Below are 24129 nucleotides of genomic sequence, written 5' to 3'. Positions count from 1 at the left end.
GTAAACTTTTGAATATTAGTTTACATTCAATTCCCCTTAATCATTGACTTCTAACCAAAAACCCTGATATCCTTAATTTATATAATAAAAGTATACATTCAAAACACTGTAAATAAGGAGGTCATAAATCCATGAATAAAAAACCACATCTTATTGATGTCCAACCCATCCGTAGCAAAGAACAGATTGAAGATATGAAATGGGCTCTTAAACGTCATTGTTCCAAACGAGACTATATTCTGTTTCTTATCGGCATCCATACCGGACTACGCGTGAGTGATCTACTCCAAATCGAAACACAAACCATAATAAAACTAAAACGAAAAAAGAGAAAAGAATTCAAAATCAAAGAAGGAAAAACAAAGAAAGAACGCATGATTAACCTTACTTCCATTTTTGATGAGGTATACTCTTATGCTCAAACCCTAGATAATACCTGGTTATTCCCTTCCCGAAAAGGAGATCAACCCATTAGTAAGATCCAAGCGTATCGACAATTGCAAAAAGCCGGAGATTTTGCCAGTGTAGAATCTATCGGAACACACACTATGCGCAAAACCTTCGGTTATTGGTTTTATAAACAAACTAAAGATGTAGCTATGCTGCAAGAAATTTTAAATCACAGTACACCACAAATTACACTTAAATATATCGGGATCAATAAAGAAGAAAAAGATAATATCCTTGATACATTTCAAATCTAAGCTTTCTTATTTTGGTTAATTTTAATATATTGAATATAGAATATTAAAAGGAGTGTTCATCATAAATAATCTAAATAAATTCCTAAATGAAAACCAATTTATCAAATATTCCCTTTACATAATATTAGGTGCCGGAATTATAAAAATAGGCTATGAATTTGGATATTACATTGCAAATTTAGCGATGTAAAGATAAAAAGACCAGATTAATAGGATGTTTCTCTAAGAAATACAAAAAACCTTAGGTAATTAAAAACACCTAAGGTTTTTTAATTCAATAGATTAATCCATTAAATTTTTCAACTCTAAAAACAATTTTTAATTACATCACCTAGTTCAAAAAACTCCAAAACAGCTTTTTGTGTTTCACCCGGTAAAGCTCTAGTAGATACACTTACCGCTCTCTTAATAGCATTACCTCTACCATAACCAAGATTACGTTGATGCTTATATGCTGTTACAATGGTCTTAGTCATAGAGTTAATACCACCCATTAACTTAGCAGCTTGTTTAACCTTTAAAATTTTTGCCCATGGAAGAGCATTTACAGCAATCGCTTTTCCAGCACTAGAAATACAATCCCAACTAACACCACGAAGTGATCCATTAAGATTATCCGCTACAGCTGTTAAATTATCACCATCTGCTATAAAAGTATATCCAGCAAACTCAGATCCTTTATTTTCGTTTAACCATTCAACCCCAGAATCAATTCCTGAATTCGCAACAGCATCTGGCATTTTTTCTACTAATTCTAAAAGTGGAGATAAAGCTTCATAGTCTTCAATTTCTGATTCTATCTGTTTAGTCTCATTCTTAGTTGTTTTAACTTCTGCATTTGCTACCGGAAAACTAAAGATTGTAGAAAACATTAAAAACGAACAAAAAAGAATACCTAACCTTAAAAATCTTTTTGACATACAAAAACCTCTCCCTTGATTTTACATTTATTCAAATATATGCGCATACTTCAATAATATGGTAACGTATATTAAAATATAGTCCATACCTAATTTAAATTTACTAAGGAGGTTTTCCACATGAATAAATACATTTTACCTGGAATTATACTAATCTCTATCATTACCTTTATCGCAAACTTTATTGTTAATGATGAGAAAATCAATGCTCTAATTGATGTCATTGGCCTTATTTTAATTTTAATTTTAGGATTCTGGGGTTTTTCACGAATAAGTAAAGATCAGAAAAAAAACAAATAATATTTTAAATAAAAAGCTAAGAAAAAAGATCTAGTTTTTTACTAAATCCTTTTTCTTAGCTTTTTTTATTTGTATATTTAAATATTATAAATATATATTTTTAGTCTGAAATCCATCTTGCAACAGATCATTGCATGCCTTTTTTATAACGCTACGATGCGTTTCTTACTATTTAACATTAAAATAATTAAAGTAATTAAAGGAGGTACATATATGAACATTGGAAAAAAAATAAAACATTTAAGATTAATAAATAACCTGACACAAGAAGATGTAGCTAGCCAATTATTTATTTCAAGACAAGTTATATCTAAATGGGAACTAGGAAAAAGTCTTCCTGATCTAACCAATTTATTAGCCTTAAGCAATCTATTTAATGTTTCAATTGATTCTTTATTAAAGGAGGATTCAAATTTGCAAAATCAGATAATAAAACAAAGCAATTATAAGAGATATTTATTAATAGCCGCTCTCTACATATATTCTTTAATTACTATTGTTGTTATATTTTATTGTCTCATTGCCTTTTTACTTATACCAAAGGATATAAAAACATCAGATCTAAAGGTTATTAATTCCCACTTTTATCAAGAAAGCGATAAAAAAGAAATTCTATATATTTATAGTAAATTAACACCGTTCTTCTCCAATTATTCAGGAGATTATAGCATTGAAACAAAGGATCATGAATTAAACATTCATGCTCATCGAAATTCAATTCCTTTTAGAAATAAAGACGTATTATTTTCAATCGAAAAAGATATAGCTCACGGGATAGATTGGCAAGAAAAAGATGTTTACATTGTAGACGAAAACAATAACAAAATACTTATATATAACCATAAAAACAAACAACTATATTATCAAACAAAAAATTAAAGTAGGTGATCAAAATTAAAAACATTTACAAATATTTTTTTATACTAACTACGCTTATTCTTAATATAATTAGTTCTCTACTCATTATGAATACTGGATTTACACCAGGGAATATGGTATTTGCTATTACATTTTTATTTTTCACCATGCTATTTCAATCCACTACAATGCTATTCATTATATATATGATTAAAAATGAAATATCTAAAAAGATAAAAATAATATTATATGTTTTTTTAACACTAGATATATTAATCTTTTTATTCTTAATCAATATGACATACATAGTAGCAACATCATTAAAATATTATTAACATCACTATAGCAAGGGAATGCTTGTAGACTGATCTATACTGCATTCCCTTATTGTATGTATGCTATATTCTTATTCGTCTTTTTCTAACAGTAGAACCACGAAGTTTGGCGAAGACATTGTTTTTCCCCTTTACCGGGGCATCCGTCCTACGCTTTTTATTACACAATTTACTTGACTACAAGCCTCTCCCCCTCATAGTCAAGTGACTTTCGTGGCATAATTGCATAAGAATCAGTAGATTACTTCCAAAATTGATACCATTTCTTTTCATTACTTGCCGCAACCATCTGTTTTACTTCTTGAAGCTCGCGCATAACAGTCATAACAGCTTTATCACGATCAGCAACTTGTTGTTTCTCTAAGGTATCGGAGTGAGTTAATAACTTTTGTTGCGATTCCAATAAGTTTGTTAATTGAGCTATTTGTTCATTTTGATTCTGTAATTGTTTTTGTTGTAACTCCACTGTACCTTTTAATTCTTGCAATAATTCTTTTAAATCATCTGATTTAGGTGTTATAACATTCATATTTATATTCTGAACTGTTAACCCTTCTTCTTCTAAAAGTAATTTACAAGCATCTTCCAATGTAACTTGGGGCATACTTTTTAATTCTACTAACCTTTTTAATAATCCGATATCATAATCATCAAAAATAACTCGTTCTCGTTCATCTCTTTTAAAAGCATAACAGTTATAACTCTCAATTAATAAATAATATTTTTTAATCGTAGATGGTGATACTTTTAATCTTTTAGCAACTTGGGATACATTTTCATAAATTATAGGAATCATAATAGTCATAACCTCCTTTTTAGTATTTCAAATTCGTTATAACGGTTATAACTCCTCTATCTTAGCATTTTAAATAAACTTGAGCTAAATCTACCCTTCCTCTTCCGTGACCTAATTCTTCATGAACTATATTCATCGCATCTTGTACTTGCCAATAGGTAGTTTTAAACTCTTGACGAATCCCATAATCCGCGCGTTTTCCTCGCTCATGATTTTTCAGTATATAAGCCAATATTTTCTGTCCTTGCTCATAGGATTCCCCTAATAATTCTTTAAAACGTTCTCTCGCGAACGTATGACGGAACATATGCGTTCCATTCGTAGGAATCCCCGTTGTCATTCCAGCTTTTAATAGAGCTGCCCGCAAAGTATTATCTTTAACTGGAATGACTTTTTCATGTAACTTTTTATCTTTAATTATTTCATAGATCTTTTCTTGCAATCTTTCAGGTATCTGAATTTCACGTCTCCGTCCACCTTTTGTAATTCCTTTTCCATTCTTAATCTTTAAAACACTATTCTTCAAATCAAAATGTTCTAAAGTCAGATTGATAACTTCCCTTGCACGAAGTCCCAAATATAACTGTAATTGAAATGCATTCCGAACATGGATAGAGGGGATATTCTCTATTAATCTATTCGCGTCTCTCAAGCTCATAGAGCGATTCTCAGGAGCTTTCTTATTTTTTTGTTGTTATAGCTAAACACTCTTTTTTCAGAACAAAAGCTCACAGGGTCCTTTTGAAATTTCTCTGCTTGTTTGTGCATAGCTATTTGTAACTTCCTTAGGCACGTCTCAATATTCATTAGGTGTCCGTGGGACACCCCTTCTTGTTCTTTATACTGTAAATAGGCATAATAATATTCTTCTTTAAAATAAACGATTCGTGTAATTCCATACTGTTCCCTACAAAAACGTGCAAAATCAATTGAAACCGATATTGTATTTTGAATATGTTTAAAAGAATATAGCCCCCTCGTATGCTGCCCTTCTTTTTTCGCCTCATATTTTGATTGCCCAATACAAATAATTTCTTTTATTGCATTTTCAATTTGCCTTACAAGGGATACTTTTGAAAATCCTCGCCGTCTTCCCATATTCCCGCCGCCCTTCGGTCGGCCCGTTTTCGCTTACGCTCAAACGGGCATAATCTACCTTATGGTGCGCGGCAAATGCGCCGCACACCATAAGGTGTCAATCCGCTACTCCATATGTATCTGTAAAACTCCAATTTAAGCCTAAGCCTATCGCTCCATATTTAGCGTGGAGAGCAACTGTTATATCCACGTTTACTTAGCGAAGACAGTTGTCTTCGCAACGGCGCGGCCATAACCGCGCTTCCCTCGTACCTTTCGGTCCTCACTCCTTCATAATATTTTTTAATCCCAAAACACATTCATTTTGATGATCTTCATACAAATAAATATTTATATAAAAAGAGCCGTTTCGGACTCAGAATCATAGACACAATATAAGTGTCTGAATCTGAACCGCGAAACGGCTCTTGAATGTTTAAAAAAATAAAAAAAGAAAAGTAAATCTACATTTAATTTAACATAAATTAGGTATAAATTCTATTGATTTTCGTTGACTTTTAGGGCAAAGACTGATTCCCTCTTTTGGGTTTAACCCCTGTATATTACATATCTATCCATACGGTAAATGAAATTATTAATAGTTTAGCTCGTATAATAATAAGTTTAGGTCAATGGACCCGGCGCATAATTGTTATGTGAGTAATTGATAATCCTCATTCTCCTATTATTTTCATAAAATTACAAATAACCCCTACCTTAGACAACTGAAAAGACATCCCAATGTGGTATTTCCACTGTATTATCTGGCGAACTAACTACTAAAGATTTAGAAAAATTAAAGGACGGGTGAGAACTTAATCCCCTTATTGATAAATCTGCTGGAACTATATAATAATTTTTACTTGTATCAATTCGATGTGCTACTTCATTTAATGGATTAGATGATATAGATGCACTTGCTTTTTCTATTGGTAACAACTCTAAAAATATAACTAAAATCAAAAAAGATATTAATGCTCCTTTAAAATATTTAACTTATATACTAACTACACAAATGAAGTTCGTAATATTAAGAAAATTATTTGAAAAATTTAGCATAATTTCTGTTCAACTATTTTGTTACGCATACTATGATTAATACATTTATGGTGTAGAAGCCTATTCGGGAGCACCATATTATTTTAAGAAAATTGTACGCTAAGGAATTTATAAAGGTCGTGGATACTTAATAAACATTTATAAATTTGATAAACCTTGATTTTATAAAGATTAAAGTTATATTTTTAAAGGGGTCAGGAAGCAATTATGGGTATGAAAGGCCACTCTGTAATTTTATTCAAAGGAATACTGTAAATAAGAAACCTATATACGGATAGGTTTCTTATTTTATAATGAGTATAGTTGAATATTTCTTAAAAACACATTCTAAGGAGTTTAGTTATCCCATTTTTTTATAGCCTGTTCCAACATAAGATAGGATTCAGCTAAGAATCAGCAATTGTTCTTGCTCTTAATTATATACTTATATCAAAATCTTTTAATTATATTGTAATTAGCTAGTTAAAGAGCTACTTTCTGGTACATGTTCGCCAATATTATCCATTTGTTTTTTGAACAGACGGTAATACATTCCTTTTATTTTCATGAGTTCTTCATGATTGCCCATTTCTTTGATAACCCCCTCATCCATTACAACAATTTGATCCGAGTCCATTACAGTAATCAGGCGATGTGCAATAACAATTCTTGTAACATGCAAACTGTCTAATCTACTATGTAAGTTTTGTTCTGTCACAGTATCTAATTGACTTGTGGCTTCATCTAGAATTAATAAAGAAGGTTCTCTCACTAAAGCCCTTGCAATCGCTAATCTTTGTCGCTGTCCCCCCGAAAGATTTTGCCCATTTTCGCCAATAATAGTATTATACCCCATTGGCATTTTCTCAATTTCTAAATGTAATCCAGCTATCCGAGCCGCTTCCCCTATTTTTTCCATTGATATATCTTCAAAATAAGAAATATTTTTTGCAATGGTATCATTGAATAATAAAGTATCTTGCAAAACTATCCCCATTTTCTTTCTAAGATCTACAACCTTTAAATCATCAATATCAAAGTCCCCATATCGAATTGTTCCATTGGTGGTCTTATACAAACCTAGAATTAATTTAGTAAGAGTTGTTTTTCCACTACCAGTGGAACCGACAATAGATACTTTTTCACCAGGATTTATTGTAAGATTTAGATCTTTGATAATTGGGGGATGTTCTTGACTAAATGAAAAAGATACTTTTTCTAATTTAATTTCTTTCTCTAATAAATTCTGATTTACGGATTTCTCGCCTGTTTTTTCAATATCCGCCTTCAGTACATCTTGTAAACGTTCAAAGACTCCTTTTATATACTGGAAAGATTGTATATTAGTAACCAATGAACCTATTGGGCCTAAAAATGACATTGCAATACCATTAAAAGCAACCAGTGTTCCGATGGTAAGTTGTCCATTCATTACTTCTTTAGCTCCTAGCCATAATAAGGTTAAAGGAGCAATTGTTGAAATACTTCCAATTATACTTCCCAAAAAACCAGTAAATGTTCCCCTTTTGGAAACTATCTTCATTTGTTGTTCAAAAACACGTGACCATTTTTTTAAAATACCTTCCTCTGTACCACTTGTTTTTACAAAAGTAATAGCACGTAAAGCTTCTGTAAGATATCCTTGGGTAGTAGAGAGTGTTTCAAGTTCCTTGTTTGTTAATTCTTGAACTTTTGATAAAGTAAAAATCATTATTACTAATTGTAGAAGAGCTATACCAAAAGTAATAAATGCTAAAGTCGTTGAATAATATAACATTACCGCTCCGTAACCAACCACCATCATTAGGTCTAATATAACAGCGGAACCGCTCCTTGCTAATAATTCACGAATTGTTGTAATATTATTCATTCGTGTTATTAAATCACCAGTAGTCCTTTGCTCAAAAAAGCCAATAGGAAGTTTAAATAGATGACAAATAAAGTCTGTTGATAAACTCTTACTAATCAACACTTGTAATTTCACGCTCAAATAGGTACGAAGATATGTGAAAAGAAAAAATGTAACAAAAATTAGTAAAATAATTAAACCTAAGCTATTTAATATATCTCTTTGATTTTTCACCAACACTTCATCTACTAAAAATTGGGTAAAAAATGGCGTTGCTAAACCAACCAATTGAATAACAATTGATAATAAAAATACAAACACTGTAAGTTTAGGATCCACAAAAATATATTTAGTATAATCTTTCCATGATGTATCTTTGTGCTTTAATTTTTTTGAGGTTAGTGGTTCAAGCGAAATGATTACATTACTAAAACAAGAATCTAATTCATCAATCATTATCGATTTTCTGCCGTGTGCAGGATCAATAATGATAGCTTTCTTATTATCTATTTTTTCTAATACTACATAATGAGAATTATTCCAGTACAAAATGGCCGGTAATTTAGCATCGTTTATCAAATATTCAATATTCACTCTATACACATTACACTTATATCCATATCCTTCAGCTACTTTTTTTAGAGTGAATATTGTTACACCATCACGACTTGTACCACACTGTTCACTTATTTTACGTAATGGAATACTATCCCCATAGTATTCCATTATCATAGATAAGCAAGCTGCACCACATTCATTTTGGCTCAATTGATGCACGACACGTATTTTTTTGAAAGGAAACATGATTCCACCTCTACTTGTATAATATATAGGATCATAATTTTTAATAATTATGATCCTATATTAACGGCTATACTCTCGCTAAAGCTTTGGAAGATTGTAACCACAGTATAGATGGTATCCCGATAGGATTATAGCATTGTAATAAGCTTAGTCCTATTCCAGATAAACCAGTCATTAACCCTGGAGTTTCACACATACCAGGAATTCCACATTGCCAACCAGATAATTTAATTTCATTTAATACATGCTGACTAGCATTATTAGCGATTTCAATCCATTCTTTATTATTATATATTTTCCCTGCATATCTTATTATTTCTAGATTACCAAAATCACCATGACATAAAGAATGGTTCCTACCAAATCCTTGTTGAACCGTTGCATAAATACCTTTGCATATTTCTTCATCTAATAAAGGATCATTAATTTCAAGTTCTTTTAACAATAATCTTCCTAATGTAATACCAGGTGCCCCATGGCACCATGCTGCAGCGGCTGGTCGAGCGCCTGCACGCAAGTCTTGCCATTGATCATTTACAAATAATTCTCTTTCATATATCAATCCACATTTTAGTGTTTCTAAAAAGCGGGTATCTTTTGTCAAATCATATAGCTCTGCTAATGCCCAAATAATACCAGCTGAACCGTGTGAAAATCCTGAAAGAGCGTTCTCATCAACACCTCTCCAGCCAACACCACCTTTATTCCCTTCAGGAGTTGCTTTTTCAATAAGATGATTTCCACAAAGTATTGCAGCTTTTAGCATTTCCTCATTATTTGTTTGCTCGTAAATATTTTTGAATACAACAGCGGCTCCTGCGACTCCCCCAATAATATCTAAATCTTTATCTTGCTCAATTGAACTAGCAATATAAGAAATACTAGGAAGAACTTCTGATAAAATTGTACTATCTTTCCAAAGAGCAGAAATATGACTCAAACTATATAAAGTAGATGTTATCCCGGTAAAAGCACCAACACCAATAATACTATCCTTAGTATTAATATCTTTCAAAGCTCCTCGAACCGGAACTAAGGCTTGTATAGCTACATCTTTAAAATCATCTCTACCTGTTTCATGAGCTAAATAGGCAAAAAATAATGCTATACCACTTAGTCCGTCATATAAGTCAACTCTTATAGGAGATAAATCCCATTGCGCTTCATCGTTACCATAAATATTTGTACCAATCCAGCATAAATCTCGTTCTCCATTATTAATACCAGCAATTGATTTTTCTTTTAAATACTCACCAATTCTAATTGCTTCATTTAAAAATTTAGTTTTATCAAAGGAAATATCGTCATTTGATTTTAAAGGAATATAATGATTATATTTTTCATTATCCAATGAATAGCTTGTTGCTAATATAGCAAGTTTTATAACCTGTATCTGATCCTCACATTCCTTTTTACTCATTTCATTCACTTTATCAAAACATATATCTAAACTACTTACATTAAAGAAGTTTTCAATACGCTTATTTCTACTATCCCATAAATGTTTTTCACCGGGTTTAGTCATAAAATATGGTATATCACTTTCTAATAAATCTAATTTTTCAGACTCCGTAACTTCCTTAACAATTAATCTATTTCCAATTTCTAACCATAATCTATGGAGTAATAGATCTCTATCAATTCCATCTCTTAAATAATCAGGATGATAACTAATTCTTAGCAAATCTGCATATTGTGGGGTAGATCGAACAATATGTCTTGTATCACAGTCAGTAAACAATTTCATGTGTTCTTTTAATTCTTGTTTATTTTCCATTAATAATAAATATGTATTTCTAAATCCATCTTCAATTTGTGAAATATAATCTGTCATCTTCACTTCTTTATTTTGTAAACGTGGATTATTATTTACACCTGAAAGTTTAATGTGACCTTTAACAATTTTCATATCATCTCTTTCAAGATTTTCAATTTTCGGAAGTTTTTTAGGTATAACTTGTCCTTCCGTAGATCCCAAGGCACTAATATCAACACCCTTACCTTCTTTAGTACGATACATTAAGAATGGTAAAATACCTGTAGCAGTTACAGACTTATTTAGAACATCACGTGCATTTTGAAATGCCGTTTTTTCTTGATTGTTTTCTTCAATCTTAGGGTGGAAAAGCGATTCAAGATCAATTAATATAGGGTATTCTCCATGTGCAATTATATTTTCTCCATGAAAATCAACCGCATTCATTAAGTACAAGAAGGATAATTGACTACCTATTCTCCAATAAAAATTTTCAATTTCTTTTTCTGTAGTACAAGATTTATATGTAATGAATTCAGTCCATCCATATTCTCCTTGATCCAATACTTTCAACGTGTATAATGAAGGGTAATTTTGATTTAATTCATTAAGCCATGTAATAAATTTTTGAAACTTAACATCTGTGTTCAAAGATCTAGGTTTATAAATGAGAGTCAAATCATTATTTAGTGTTATTGTAGCCACCGTATTCCCTTTTCTATGTGAATCTCCGGCCCCCATCTTAATTTCATTAATGATTTTTATCTTTGTATTATTAAAAATTCTTTGTGAGATTAAATTCAAATCTTTCAATAATCGCTCTAAAAGCATTAAAAAATTTGCACTCCAATATTCACATTTAGTTATCAATAAACGTATTAAGACTGGATATTCATTATACAATCCTTGGATATAATCCTTATCTTTTAGAAGTGTTTGTGTGAAATATTCATAGCGATCTTTGGCAGTTTCTCCTTTCAACACGCCAGAGACTTTAGCTACATTCAATTCCAATATAATAGTTTTATAGCAAATAGGATATAACTGTTCTATTAATTGAGGAATAAATTTTAATAAGACATTTTTATGAAATAGTTCTTCTTTAGTATTATATTTAATACATAGATTATTTATCCCATTTTGAAGCTTTTCTATAGCCTCTGAAACAAAAGGATATACAAAAGCAGAAAAAGGGGAATTATCTATATGTAGATCATCTTTAATAAAATCTTTATACTTAGAATAATTTTCTTCTATTTGTTTCATAAAAGAGAACCATTCCTGATCTCTAACAAATTCTTTTTCCTGTAACTGTTCTTGCGACATTAAATCTAAGAGATGATTAATATCAAGATTAGACATTTTTCGAATACATTCCTCAAAATCAGTTTCATCCTTTATACCAAAACTCTCTATTAACATATTTAAGCGTTTTCTTGCTAAATTCGTAATATTCAAATTAGAACTCGATACTCTTTCATTCAGATAAAGCGATCTATATAAAGAATTCATTATAAATTCACACCTCATTTTTAATGAATTAAAAGCAGCTTAATTAAGCTGCTTTTAATTTTTGTATTAGCAAGTCAAGCATGTAGTATGTGTTGGACAAATACCACATTCCCAGGTAAGAGTACAATGTCCACCATCATTCTCTCTTGAAGCAGCCTCCCAAGGCCACTCCCATGCAGGCGTCACATCTCCAGCTCCTACAAACTGAGTTAAATTAGCCTCTTCTAATTCTTCAAATGAAGAACCTACTGGACTTTGAGGCATATTTTTTTGCATCTCTTCAGAAAGGGATGCTCTATATGTAGAATCTTTCCAAAAACGAATAATATCATTTTTAGCCATTAATTCCACCTCCTTCCAAAAACAACTATACAAAATAATTCCAAATAAATCAACTGTATATTAAGATTTTTCTAAAAATGGTTTTTTTTATACTACGATATAATATTCTAAATATATTGACTTGTTGTTTTTTTTATAATATGATTTTTTTGGGCCCGATATTTCCATTAAATGTTTTATATTAACTTTTTTTTATAAAATTGGAGGAATTAAACATGTCAAAAAAAGAGATTCGTAATTTCCTAAATAACGCAAAAGAAAATCCAGTTGGATTAATTCAAGAAGAAGAACTTAAACATTTAGCAGGCGGTTCAGATGAAAATCCAAATACACACCCAACGGTTACAGTTACTATTCCTATTAGTGCAGCTGTTTGTCCAACTACTGGTTGTGCATCTTGGACAAAACCTTGTCCTAACTAATATAGAATCAAAAACTATATACTTTGAAAAACAGGCGGAATTCCGCCTGTTTTTGTAATTAAACAAACTTACTAGTAGAAATGCGAGGTTAGAATACAAGTATGCTAAAGTTAGAAGATGCATTATATCAAGGTTTATATATTTCAGAAAGAGATTACAGTAATACTGATAAAAAAAATGTGATCGATGAAAATATACTACTAGAATGGAGAAAAGTTTGTGGTTTCTCAAATAATGAACTTTTAAATGAACGTTTTTTAGCTGACGATTTAGATATTTATCGTTTTTCAAACATTTTATCTAACACCGATACCGTAATGCCCGGTGAAGAACCAAATTGGATTAAAGATTTTAAAGATATTATTAAAAATAATCAAAAAGTAAAATTACTTGAAAAAGACTTTGAAAATAATAATAGTATATGTAAAATTTTTAAACCTTTCTTTATACCTTTTTTATCATGGGCTAAGAATAAAATATTATCAGAATTGAATATTTTGACGAATAAATATGATATGTATGAACAAGTATTAAAAGAAGATGTTATTGCTTCTATTTTAAATACTATTCATTCTAATCTAGCAAATATTAGTGTTAAAACCTTAATACAAGAGCTTCATGTTGCAAAATTATCTAATGAATTACAAGGAAAAACTTCACAAGACAGATTTAATTACTTTATTGAAAATACACTTACAGATATTTCTGAAATACTATTAGCGTATCCAGTTTTAGCACGTTTATTAACAGAAAAAACAAACCTGATTATTGATGTTCATATAGAAGCAATAGAAAGATTTTTCAAAGATAAAAATGCTATAGAAAAATTAATATTAAAAGACTTTTCTAAACTTAAATCTTTAAAATCTGGACTGGGTGATTCACATAAGAATGGAAGAAGCGTTATGATTTTGACATTCACATCAGGAGAAAAGATAGTTTATAAGCCTAGATCTTTATCAATAGATTTAAGTTTTCAATCAATTTTAAAATGGGCCAATACTAAAGGTTTTAAATATCAATTCAATTTACTTAAAGTAATTGATAAAGATGATTATGGATGGCAAGAATTTATAGAACATTATGAATGCCATAGTATAAATGAAATACCACAATTTTACTATCGTCAGGGAGGATATATAGCTTTGCTATATATACTTCAAGCTACTGATTTCCACCTAGAAAATATTATAGCTTGTGGTGAATACCCAATGCTAATTGATTTAGAATCATTATTTCAAAATCAATTGACAGGTTATGAAGATCCATCAGCTATTACAAGAGCTATGGAAGACTTAAATGATTCAATTTTTCGTACATCCATGTTACCAATTGTTTACACATCTGATTCCATTTTCCCTGAACTTAGTGGTTTAGGCGGACAAGGTAATCAAATATTACCTCAAAAATCTTATGTTTTAGAGGGTATTGGAACTGATGAAATGTGTTTTGTAAAAAGAGATATCATATTTGAAGAAAAAATTAATAGACCTAAGTTTAATGGAAAATATTTAAATGCGGAACAATATAGTAAACATATTGCTCAAGGTTTTGAAAATTTATACAAAATATTTATGGATCACAAAGAAGATCTAACATCCAACAATGGTCCGCTTTATCAATTTAAAGAGAATTCTATTCGAGTTATCCCTAGAGCAACTCAAACCTATTCTACTTTTATAGATATTGGTCATCATCCAAAATATTTACAAAATGGTATTGAAAGAGTTCGCCTATTTGAATATTTTTGGCAAATAACTTCTAATTTTTCAATATATAAAAAAATCACTCATTGCGAATGTAAAGATTTACTAATTGATGACGTTCCCTATTTCACAAGTAAAGTAAATTCAACAAGTATTTGGGATAGTAAAGGAAATGAAATTAAAAATTTTTATAAGAGAGATAATTTTCAAAAGGTGTTAGAAAAAATAGGAAATTTAACAAATGAAGATTTAGAAAAGCAGTTAAAATACATACGTATGTCTTTGGTTACTTTAGCCGATCAAACATGGAACTTAAATATAAATAATTTAAATAAAAATAAGGAAAATCGTATAGAACCTGATTATATAGCCAATAAAGAGCATTTTTTGAATGAAGCTATAAAAATAGGAGAATATTTGCATAAATGTGCTTTTATAGGTGATGACAAATTAGATGCTACTTGGATTGGAATAGGTGCTGATATAGAAGATAAACTAACTATGGCACCACTTGATGTGGGTTTATACGATGGTGTTCTTGGTATTTCTTTATTTATGGCACACTTAGCTAATGAAACAGGTAATGATAAATTTAAAAAGCTTGCAAAATCCTCTTTAGAAACTGCATATAAACTATTAGCAAAAGATAAGAGTCATTTAAGCATTTCAGCTTTCCATGGATATGGATCTGTTTCTTATGTATTAGCGCATTTGGCTAAATTATGGGATGATGATTTACTTTTAGAAAAGAGCCTTTCTCATCTATCAATAATTGAATCTATGATAGAGCATGATCAAGTCTTTGATCTTATGGGTGGCAGTGCTGGGACATTAATTGTATGTTTACAAATTTATAAATTAACACATAATCAGCAAGCTCTTGAAATAGCAACGAAATGTGGGTATCATTTAACATCTAATTATAAAGAAATGCCAAAGGGAGTTGGATGGATTTTTAACCGTAGCTTAACTCCATTAGCTGGAATGTCTCACGGTATTTCAGGTATTGCATGGGCGCTCTTAGAGTTAGCAAAAATAACTAAAAATGATGTTTTTTACAATACGGCAATAAGAGGATTAGAATATGAACAAACCCTTTTCATTCCAACGGAAGGGAACTGGAAAGATTTAAGAAATAATGCTTTGAACAATGAATATAATACAGTCAATTGGTGTCATGGAGCCGCTGGGATTGGTTTAAGTCGTTACATGATTTATCAACTATATAAAAATGAAAACATATTAAAAGATATTAAAACAGCAGTAAACACTACCGTACATAGAGGATTTGGGGATAATCATTCCTTATGCCATGGGGATTTAGGTAACTTAGAACTATTATTAATAACATCTGATTTATCCGAAATGAACTACTTAAAAGATACTGCATATCAATTAGGAACAAAAATTTTGAAAAATGTACAAACTTCTGGATGGTTAACGGGCATTCCACAAAAAGTTGAAACACCTGGTCTCATGATGGGGATTTCAGGAATTGGCTATGGATTTTTAAGACTTGCAAACCCTGAGGTTCCATCTATTTTAACCTTACAACTCTAAAAAAAGCGTCATTCTTTCTAACGTGGGTGTTTATAGGGGGTAGCACCACACATCCATCAACTTAAGGATTTAGACTATTTTTGAAGTTAAAAGCACGTTACTATTTTCTTATGTTAATGAGAAAGAGTGACGTGTTTTTTATGAATATGAATCAAAAACAAGAATTATCTTTATTCGCTGAAGAGTTATATCGATATATGTCTCCCGCTACACTTAATCAATTAGCCATAGAAGCAGGCGGGATGAAACGAAAACGTAAGTGCCACGGGCACCATTTCTTATCTTTGTGTGTATGGCTAAATCAACAAGTCGCTACTACCCCTCTTACTCAACTATGTAGTCAATTAGAAACTTCAACAGGAGTTTTATTAAGTCTGGAAGGACTTAATCGGCGATTTAACTCGGCTTCTGTATCCTTCTTTCGAACTGTATTTACTACACTTCTACAAGCTAAAATTGGAGGCGTATCTAAGATTTCTCATTCTCTTTCTTCCTACTTTGAGCGCATTCGCACCCTTGATTCTACAACCTTTCAAGTTCCAGATCGATTCGCATCTACTTATCCTGGTGCCGGAGGATATAGTCATAAAGCTGGTGTGAAAATTCAACTAGAGTATGACTTGTTGAGTGGAGAATTTTCTAATTTGAAAATTGAACCAGGAAAACGAAGTGATCAGGCGTAAGGTGCGACTCGAACAGGCATGATACAAAAGAATAAGCTGTATATTCGTGAATTAGGATGTTTTCGTCTACAAGACTTTAAGTCTATTCAGGACAAGCAGGGGTATTATTTATCTCGTCTTAAGTTACCAACTAAAATATATAGAAAAGAGTTCGAAACAGTGGTATTTAAAACAAAACCCTCTCAATTGAAACCTGTATATATACAAATTCATTTGGAAGACATTATGAAACAACTACAACCTGGCCAAGTGTATGAATTATACGATGTATATGTAGGGAGTAAGGACAAATTGCCTACTCGTATTGTAGTTTATAGGTGTACCGAGGAGCAAAAGCAGAAACGCCTACGTGACCGAGCTATTCGCGAAAAGAAAAAAGGAATTACATATACAGAGCATACAAAGCTTTTACAAGGTATTACGGTATATATGACAAATATTCTACGGAATGGGTACCAAAAGAGAAAATCTATGATTTATATTCATTACGTTGGCAAATTGAGCTGTTATTTAAAATATGGAAATCTTGGTTTCAAATTCATCGTTGTAAATCTATTAAACAAGAGCGATTAGAATGTCATCTTTATGGGCAACTCATTAGTATTCTATTATGTTCTTCTACTATGTTTAAAATGCGAGAACTCCTATTACGTAAGAAACAGAAAGAGCTAAGTGAATATAAAGCGATGTACATAATTAAGGATTATTTTTCACTTTTTTACCAAGCATTACACAAAAACACCCAAGAATTATCAAAGGTTCTCCTTCGTCTGTTTAACCTCCTACAGCACAACGGACGAAAATCTCACCGATACGAGAAAAAGACAGTCTTTGATATTTTGGGTGTTATCTATGAGTATACCACCTCTACTCATCAGGTAGCATAGTAAAAAATTGAAACCCGTCAGGGTTTATTTGATATGCCCGCTTTTATAAAATCTACAAAAGATAATAAAAAACTATATGGAAAGACCGCATTTTGTTTGAAAATATACCTTAAGTTGATGGATGTGTGGTGCTATCCCTATAGGAAGAATGGCACTTTTTTATTAAATTTTTTCTCTCCAACCAGTCCTCAATTTAACTTAATTACTGAATGAAAATCAAAATGTATTAGAATATGAATAATTTATCATCGCCCCAAAAATAAATCTACTATATTTTCAGTAGTTGAACTATTTGTTTTATACATTTCTGTATAACCACATTTCTTACAAGAGACAGCTTTAAATTGATTATGTTGGAGGTTTAAATACCTACTAAGACCCGCACCTGTCGTAGCAATTTTATTTACTTCTACTTCTTTACCACCACATTTTTTACAACTTTTATCCATTCTAATCCACCTCCTTTAATTAGTTGTGTATATCATTTTTCATGTAACTCCAGGCAGATAAAAATATAAATGTAAAACCTGTGATTGAAATACTTAGTATGGAAATAATAACATTTCTCATGTCTAATTGATTAATAATTTCTCCAGAGAGTAATGCTGGAAGTTTTGATATAATAATTGAAATATTACTGTATGGAAAGTACGGTGCATATTCTGTAGACATAGCCATCATACCTACAATTGTTAAACAGATACCAATAATAACTGGTGCAATATATGATTTTGTACATATGCTTGCAAAAACTGAAATGGACACTAATAACCATTGCAACAGAGAGCTTACTATACAAACTATAAAAAATTGAAATATCATATCGGTACTGATTTCTTGACTTATTACTGCTTGTCCTGCAATTAAAACTCCTACAAGAGATAAAATCATAGTGGCTAAGATCATAAATAAACAAATCAGAAATTTACCTATAAAAAATTTAAGTCTACTATAAGGATATAAAAATAAATTATTAATTGTTTTTTCTTGGTATTCCCTAATAATTAAATTACTAGCAAATGTTGAAAATAATACAGGCCCTAATAGATAAAGCATATTCCAATTGAAAAAATAAAATTTTGCCCAGTCAAAGTTACCTTGTTTAGCACCAAAATAATTGATCATCAGCGGTAAATACGCCCCCACCACACATAGCCAAAGAATCTTTGTCCGCTTTAATTTCATTAACTCTACATATAATACCCTAGACATTAAATTCACCCCCTGTTTTTTGAAGGAAATATTCTTCTAAAGATGCACCAGCAACATTAGAAGATTGAATTTCTACCTCTTCTTCAATTAATGCTCTATTAATTAAAGAAACATCACTAGTTCTTTCATATATTCTTATAGTCTCATCGTTAAACACTTTAAATTCTTTTATTAGCAATTTTTCTTCTAAAACTCGAATTGCTTTTAAATTGTCATCAACTTTTAAATTAATATATTGCTGATTCTTTTTATCTAATTCTTCTTTACTAATTTCTTCAATCAATTTCCCCTTCGAAATAATTCCTATTTTTGTTGCTATTTGTTGTACTTCACTTAATATATGACTAGACATAAGTACCGTCATATTATTATCAATAGCTAAGTGATAGATTAAATTACGGATTTCTTTAATACCAGCTGGATCTAATCCATTCATTGGTTCATCTAAAATGAGAAGTTCGGGTTGGTGGGATAAAGCCCGCGCGATCCCTAAGCGTTGTTTCATTCCTAGAGATAACTCTTCTACTTTTTTATTCTTAACCGTAATTAATCCTACCTTATTTATAATTTCACCTACTACTCTTTTTTCATTAACTCCCATTAAATAAAGATGAATTTCTAATACTTCTGTAACGGTAAGATTATTATAAAAACCTGGATATTCTATTGTTGAGCCTATACGTTCAAATACTTTTGTCTTATTTTGCTGTAATGGCTGTCCAAATAATTCGATTTCACCCGATGTCGGTTTAATCAATCCAGTAAGCAATCTTAGAGTAGTAGTTTTCCCAGCACCATTTTGACCTAAAAATCCATAAATTTCTCCTTTTTTTATGTGCATATCAATGTTATCTACAGCGTTGTATCCCTTATATCTTTTGGTTAATCCTTTTGTTTGGAGAACATATTCCATAAACTCACCTACTTATTATTTTTATGTAATAATAATGATAATATATTAATGTTACATCTTTGATACACAAACCTGAAAAAAAGCTTAACTTTCAAAAGGAAGATAAAATGAAAAGACCGTCTCTTTATATGGAGTACTTAAAACGAAAATTTTACCGTTATGTAATTCTACTAACAATTTTACTATAGTTAGCCCTAAGCCGTTCCCCCTTTTTGATTTATTTCTAGATTCCTCGCATGTATATAATTTCTCAAATATAAAGGGAATCTGTGACTCGTTAATTCCAGGACCGCGATCAAAAATTCGAATCAAAACTCCATTCTCTTTTCTCTGTAATTCTATGCCAAAATATTTACCTTCTTTTCCATACTTTAAAGAATTAGAAATCAAATTACTAATAATTCGTCTAATTGCTAAATTATCACCAAAAATAAAAATATCTTCTGCTGGTATAATAATATCAGGTTGAATATTTTCTTCTGAAAATTCTTGGTAAAATGATAACAATTCCTCTTCTATCAATCTGCACATATTAATTTTTTCATATTTCAACTGTACTAATTTATTCTCTAATTTATTAAGTTCAAAAAAACTTTCTATTAGCTCTACTACTTCATTACCTTTTTTCCAGATGACTTCTATATATCTTTCTGTATCACCATCTGAAAAATCAGTTTTTTTCAACACTTGAGTATAAGCTAGAATTGATGAAATGGGCGTTCTTAAATCATGAGCAATATTTACTATAAAGTCCTTTTGCTCTCTCTCTAAATTATTTAAGCGATTAAGTTTTTTTTGAAAATCATTCATTAAATAATTTAAGTTATTATTTAATTCAATAATACTACGATTCCGACATCTACATTTAAACCTTCTACTATAATTGCCTTTACGTATATCATCCATGATTTCATTTATATTTCTCAAATGTTGCTGTTGTGATAGGAAATATAAATTTACAAGAAAACTGCATATCCCTAGTAAAATAATTAAAATTCCAAATAATACATTAACAGTCATGACATTTCACCTAATTTATATCCTATTCCCCATATAGTTCGTATGTATACAGGGTTAGCTGGATCTTTTTCTATTTTTTTTCGTAATTTTCTTATGTGAACTTGGACTGTGCTCTCATCCTGCAGATATTCTTCTCCCCAAACTTCCTGATAAATTTGAGATTTCGTATATACCTTATTTGGGTTTAACATAAGTAATTTTAAAAGTTCAAACTCCTTATTGGTTAAACTTTTTTCTGTTCCATTTACATATATTTTATAGTTTTCAAGATTAAGATGAAGCTTTCCATGTTTGAATATCTTTTTATTATCAAGTTTGTACTCTTCCATATAACTATTTCTTCGTAATTGTGCCTTTACTCTTGCTAATAAAATATCTACATTAAAAGGTTTTGTAACATAATCATCAGCTCCTAATCCCAATCCTATAATTTTATCTGTATCTGCATCTTTAGCAGATAAAATTATTACAGGAATATAGCTATTATTACGTAGTTTCTTTAATACTGTTAAACCATCTATAATTGGAAGCATTATATCTAAAATGAGAAGATCATATTTTTTAGTAGATAGTTCTTTGATGGCTTCTTCGCCATCAAAGACACTAGTTATATTGAAACCTTCTCTTTCCAAAAATTCCTTGACTAAATGATTCAAGTCCCTATCATCTTCAACTAGAAGTAATTTCTCTTTTTTCATTTTTATTCCACTCTTTCAATATATTTTAAATATTAAACACTTTAATATACTATTACATATTTTATTTATAAATCAATTATCCTCTACTTGATTTATGATAAGAAAATTTTGTATATTTAATATACAGATTTTATATAATTTTTAAAAAAATGTATATTTCAAAAGGGGATAATGGGACAATGATGAAAAAATTTAAAAAAGAGATACTTGTAATAATCTCAATGCTATTTGTTTTATTTTGTATACCTAATTACACCTATGCTGAATCTTCCGAAAATGAATACTCCATTTTATTAAGGGATGAAAATAATACTGAAGACTTTCAGCAATTAATAAAAAAGCATAACTTACAAGTCACCTATTCTGTACCTGAGATAGGCTTTTATAAAGTAAAAGCAAAAAGTGATGAAATTCCTAATTTAGAAAAAAATAAAAAAGAGTTATACGTGGGAACACCCTTACACTCTGAAATATCAAATGGTATGCAACGTGTATATTCTACTCCGTCTACTTCAAATAGTTTGTGGGACTATCAATGGGATGTAAAACAGGTTACAGAAAACGGAAAAAGTTTCAATCTCTCTAAAGGCTCTCATAATGTTGTTGTTGGTATTATTGATTCTGGTATAGACCTACAACATCCTGATCTACAGCCTAATATACTACCCGGTTCCAAAAATCTAGTCCCAGCGGGGGGATATAAAGGAAAAGAAAATACTGAAACTGGAGATATCAATGATATCAATGATAAAAGAGGGCATGGTACTCATGTTGCAGGATTAGTTGCTGCTAATGGCAGAATAAAAGGGGTAGCACCTAATGTTGGAATTCGCTCATATAGAGTATTTGGAAAATCTAGCGGCCAGAGTATTTGGATTACAAAAGCAATAGTAGAATCTGCAAAAGATGGTACCGATGTAATATCAATGAGCCTAAGTGGTTTTAAAAGTACAGGACCAATTATACACAAAGACCCAGAAACAGGTAAAACAGTAAAAGTAGATAATGAATTAGTAGATATCTTAGCCTATGAGAGAGCCATTAAATACGCTAGAAATAAAGGCTCTATTTTGGTTTCATCCTCTGGAAATGATGGATTAGATGTTAACGATACTAAAAAAGTAGAAGAATATTTATTAAGTTTACCAGATTCTAAAAATGTAACATTTTTAGGTAAATCGATACAGGCCCCTGCTTCTTTACCTGGAGTGGTTACAGTCTCTTCAACAGGACCTGATAAAAAATTATCGACCTTTTCTAATTTCGGATATAATTTTATAGATATAACAGCTCCAGGTGGAGATTTTAAACTTTTAAAAGAGTATGGTCCAGAAGCCTGGAATCAACAAGGTTTATTTATGAAAGAAAATATATTAAGTACTAGTAATAATCAAGGATACTTTTACACAGCTGGTACATCTTCTGCAGCACCAAAAGTATCAGCTGCATTAGCACTTATTATAGATAAGTATGGAAAAAGAACTCCTGAACAAACAGTAAATCATTTAATGACATATGGTATAGATTTTTCTAATTCTAATGAAAAGATTTACTTCGGAAATGGACATCTAAATGTATATAAGGCCCTATCAAAGTAATTCAAACTAAAAAGTAGTGAAAAAACTCGAATAGCGGATTTAAAACCATTATTCGGGTTTTTCTGTGTGGTTCTCTAACAATGTCTTATTACAAAAATCATTCTCGTATTACTTATAAGTAAATTAATGGTATTAATTTTTTAACAGATATGACACAAAAAAACAATATATTATATATAAACCACCCTAATTCAGCAAAACAAATACAATTAAATGTAAATATGGAATATAATTATATTTAATCTGATTTAAAAAAGAAAATAAACTAAAAATTACAATATACCATTTTATCATTGAATGAAGATATATTATTAGAAATTATACTTATTATTTCTTTCCTATCTACTATTCCTTACCATTGAATACAGCATCTCTACCAAAATAATAGACTCATTATTCAGTAATTTATACTGATGAAAATAATTGAACCAACTAAAAGGGGAGAATCTATTATGAATAAAACTCTGTTATTAGGTAAAACAATTATTATTACTGAAGCAACGAAGCCCACTAGTTTAAAAGTAGCTATGTTCACCTATCGTAGAGGAGCAAATATTGTGCTCGTTGATTTAGATCAAAAAAATTTAAAATTTGCTATAGGGAATTTAGAGTTTAAAAAAGAACGAATATTATTAATAGAAGCTGATTTAAGACAATCTGGAGCGGCAAATATTATTTTTCAAAAATCCAAAGAAAAGTTTGGATTTGTAAACATTTTATACGTTCATGGGAAATTTTATTATGATTTTAACACATTAAATATCTTGAAAAATAATTCTAGGGAAATTTCTAAGAAAACTGATTAGAAAGAAAACCTTTCTTTACTTTCATAAGTACGGGGTCCAAATATTTTTTTATCATATACTAATTATAAAGACCAAATCTCCTACTTCGTAATCCTAAAATTAATTTATTTAAATGAACGGCATTTTAAAATATGAGGGAGAAGCAATAGAAGCTCCTAATATACCTAAATTCTTTATAATGTACAGGTAGTCTATCCTATGATATTTTATAAATATATAAGGGGGGAAAGCATCTTGCGAAGGTGTTACCACAAATTTATTAAGTTAGAATAATTATTGTTGCTCTATTTAGAGGTATACTCTGTTATTAAAATTATTATATGAATAATAATA

The 24129-nt window shown here is 30.3% G+C and carries 21 protein-coding genes and 1 pseudogene; 9 read left to right on the top strand and 13 right to left on the bottom strand.

The features are described 5' to 3' along the window. Nucleotides 1-131 precede the first annotated feature (131 nt). The gene (locus N2V79_RS29115) at nt 132-704 is read left to right on the top strand and encodes a tyrosine-type recombinase/integrase (protein ID WP_340720575.1); all 573 of its coding nucleotides are present in this window, start codon (nt 132-134) and stop codon (nt 702-704) included. A gap of 305 nt (nt 705-1009) precedes the next feature. Here N2V79_RS29115 and N2V79_RS29110 read toward each other — a convergent pair whose 3' ends face one another. After that, the gene (locus tag N2V79_RS29110) at nt 1010-1624 is read right to left on the bottom strand and encodes a hypothetical protein (RefSeq protein ID WP_097889990.1); all 615 of its coding nucleotides are present in this window, start codon (nt 1622-1624) and stop codon (nt 1010-1012) included. Between the two features lie 120 nt (nt 1625-1744). On the opposite strand from N2V79_RS29110, the gene N2V79_RS29105 reads away from it, so the two are divergent. Together N2V79_RS29105 and N2V79_RS29100 are read left to right on the top strand one after the other, a co-directional pair. After that, entirely contained in the window at nt 1745-1924 is a 180-nt protein-coding gene (locus tag N2V79_RS29105; RefSeq protein ID WP_001046050.1) for a hypothetical protein, read from the top strand. Between the two features lie 213 nt (nt 1925-2137). Beyond that, nucleotides 2138-2803 (top strand): helix-turn-helix domain-containing protein, encoded by a 666-nt coding sequence (locus tag N2V79_RS29100; RefSeq protein ID WP_327979330.1) that lies wholly within the window; start codon nt 2138-2140, stop codon nt 2801-2803. Between the two features lie 555 nt (nt 2804-3358). On the opposite strand, the gene N2V79_RS29095 is transcribed toward N2V79_RS29100, so the two are convergent. The 7 genes and pseudogenes from N2V79_RS29095 to N2V79_RS29065 form a co-directional block, all read right to left on the bottom strand. Beyond that, a complete protein-coding gene (locus N2V79_RS29095) occupies nt 3359-3913 on the bottom strand; it encodes a DUF3967 domain-containing protein (protein ID WP_340720574.1) in 555 nt (184 codons plus the stop codon). Nucleotides 3914-3974: 61 nt separating this feature from the next. Next, nucleotides 3975-4571, bottom strand: coding sequence for a site-specific integrase (locus tag N2V79_RS29090; RefSeq protein WP_340720573.1), 597 nt, complete (start codon nt 4569-4571; stop codon nt 3975-3977). Further along, nucleotides 4568-5011, bottom strand: a complete 444-nt coding sequence (locus N2V79_RS29085; protein WP_340720572.1) for a hypothetical protein — start codon at nt 5009-5011, stop codon at nt 4568-4570. Before N2V79_RS29085 ends, N2V79_RS29090 begins: the two co-directional genes overlap by 4 nt. Nucleotides 5012-5734: 723 nt before the next feature. Beyond that, nucleotides 5735-5962, bottom strand: a pseudogene (locus N2V79_RS29080) (hypothetical protein); the annotation flags it as partial. Nucleotides 5963-6503: 541 nt separating this feature from the next. After that, on the bottom strand, nt 6504-8681 hold the full coding sequence (locus N2V79_RS29075) for a peptidase domain-containing ABC transporter (RefSeq protein WP_340720570.1): 2178 nt from the start codon (nt 8679-8681) through the stop codon (nt 6504-6506). Between the two features lie 67 nt (nt 8682-8748). Then, nucleotides 8749-11949 (bottom strand): type 2 lanthipeptide synthetase LanM family protein, encoded by a 3201-nt coding sequence (locus tag N2V79_RS29070; RefSeq protein WP_340720569.1) that lies wholly within the window; start codon nt 11947-11949, stop codon nt 8749-8751. Between the two features lie 66 nt (nt 11950-12015). Continuing rightward, entirely contained in the window at nt 12016-12291 is a 276-nt protein-coding gene (locus N2V79_RS29065) for a plantaricin C family lantibiotic (protein ID WP_340720568.1), read from the bottom strand. A gap of 215 nt (nt 12292-12506) precedes the next feature. Here N2V79_RS29065 and N2V79_RS29060 point away from each other — a divergent pair, with 215 nt between their 5' ends. The 4 genes from N2V79_RS29060 (at nt 12507) to N2V79_RS29325 (ending at nt 17549) form a co-directional block, all read left to right on the top strand. After that, nucleotides 12507-12713, top strand: a complete 207-nt coding sequence (locus N2V79_RS29060; protein ID WP_340720567.1) for a class II lanthipeptide, LchA2/BrtA2 family — start codon at nt 12507-12509, stop codon at nt 12711-12713. 101 nt (nt 12714-12814) lie between these two features. Beyond that, nucleotides 12815-15979, top strand: coding sequence for a type 2 lanthipeptide synthetase LanM family protein (locus tag N2V79_RS29055; RefSeq protein WP_340720566.1), 3165 nt, complete (start codon nt 12815-12817; stop codon nt 15977-15979). Between the two features lie 140 nt (nt 15980-16119). Next, nucleotides 16120-16662 carry an IS4 family transposase gene (locus N2V79_RS29330; RefSeq protein ID WP_445661896.1) on the top strand — a complete coding sequence of 181 codons (543 nt, stop codon included), beginning with the start codon at nt 16120-16122 and terminating at the stop codon, nt 16660-16662. Between the two features lie 386 nt (nt 16663-17048). Further along, nucleotides 17049-17549: a transposase gene (locus N2V79_RS29325; RefSeq protein WP_445661897.1), complete on the top strand. Its 501-nt coding sequence runs from the start codon at nt 17049-17051 to the stop codon at nt 17547-17549. 245 nt (nt 17550-17794) lie between these two features. On the opposite strand, the gene N2V79_RS29045 is transcribed toward N2V79_RS29325, so the two are convergent. The 5 genes from N2V79_RS29045 to N2V79_RS29025 form a co-directional block, all read right to left on the bottom strand. Then, on the bottom strand, nt 17795-17998 hold the full coding sequence (locus N2V79_RS29045; protein WP_340720565.1) for a zinc ribbon domain-containing protein: 204 nt from the start codon (nt 17996-17998) through the stop codon (nt 17795-17797). 19 nt (nt 17999-18017) lie between these two features. After that, on the bottom strand, nt 18018-18761 hold the full coding sequence (locus N2V79_RS29040) for an ABC transporter permease (RefSeq protein ID WP_340720564.1): 744 nt from the start codon (nt 18759-18761) through the stop codon (nt 18018-18020). Next, on the bottom strand, nt 18754-19674 hold the full coding sequence (locus N2V79_RS29035; RefSeq protein WP_340720563.1) for an ATP-binding cassette domain-containing protein: 921 nt from the start codon (nt 19672-19674) through the stop codon (nt 18754-18756). The genes N2V79_RS29040 and N2V79_RS29035 overlap by 8 nt, the downstream gene beginning before the upstream one ends. An 84-nt stretch (nt 19675-19758) precedes the next feature. Continuing rightward, entirely contained in the window at nt 19759-20694 is a 936-nt protein-coding gene (locus N2V79_RS29030) for a sensor histidine kinase (RefSeq protein WP_340720562.1), read from the bottom strand. Then, nucleotides 20691-21392: a response regulator transcription factor gene (locus tag N2V79_RS29025; protein WP_340720561.1), complete on the bottom strand. Its 702-nt coding sequence runs from the start codon at nt 21390-21392 to the stop codon at nt 20691-20693. Before N2V79_RS29025 ends, N2V79_RS29030 begins: the two co-directional genes overlap by 4 nt. Before the next feature lie 179 nt (nt 21393-21571). Here N2V79_RS29025 and N2V79_RS29020 point away from each other — a divergent pair, with 179 nt between their 5' ends. Then, a complete protein-coding gene (locus N2V79_RS29020; RefSeq protein WP_340720560.1) occupies nt 21572-22990 on the top strand; it encodes a S8 family peptidase in 1419 nt (472 codons plus the stop codon). 452 nt (nt 22991-23442) lie between these two features. Then, a complete protein-coding gene (locus N2V79_RS29015; protein ID WP_340720559.1) occupies nt 23443-23796 on the top strand; it encodes a hypothetical protein in 354 nt (117 codons plus the stop codon). The last annotated feature ends 333 nt before the right edge of the window (nt 23797-24129 follow it).

Origin of the sequence: Bacillus sp. CH_70 (assembly GCF_038007045.1) — a bacterium.
GTDB lineage: Bacteria > Bacillota > Bacilli > Bacillales > Bacillaceae_G > Bacillus_A > Bacillus_A cereus.
This window is presented reverse-complemented; position numbering and strand designations above follow the sequence as displayed.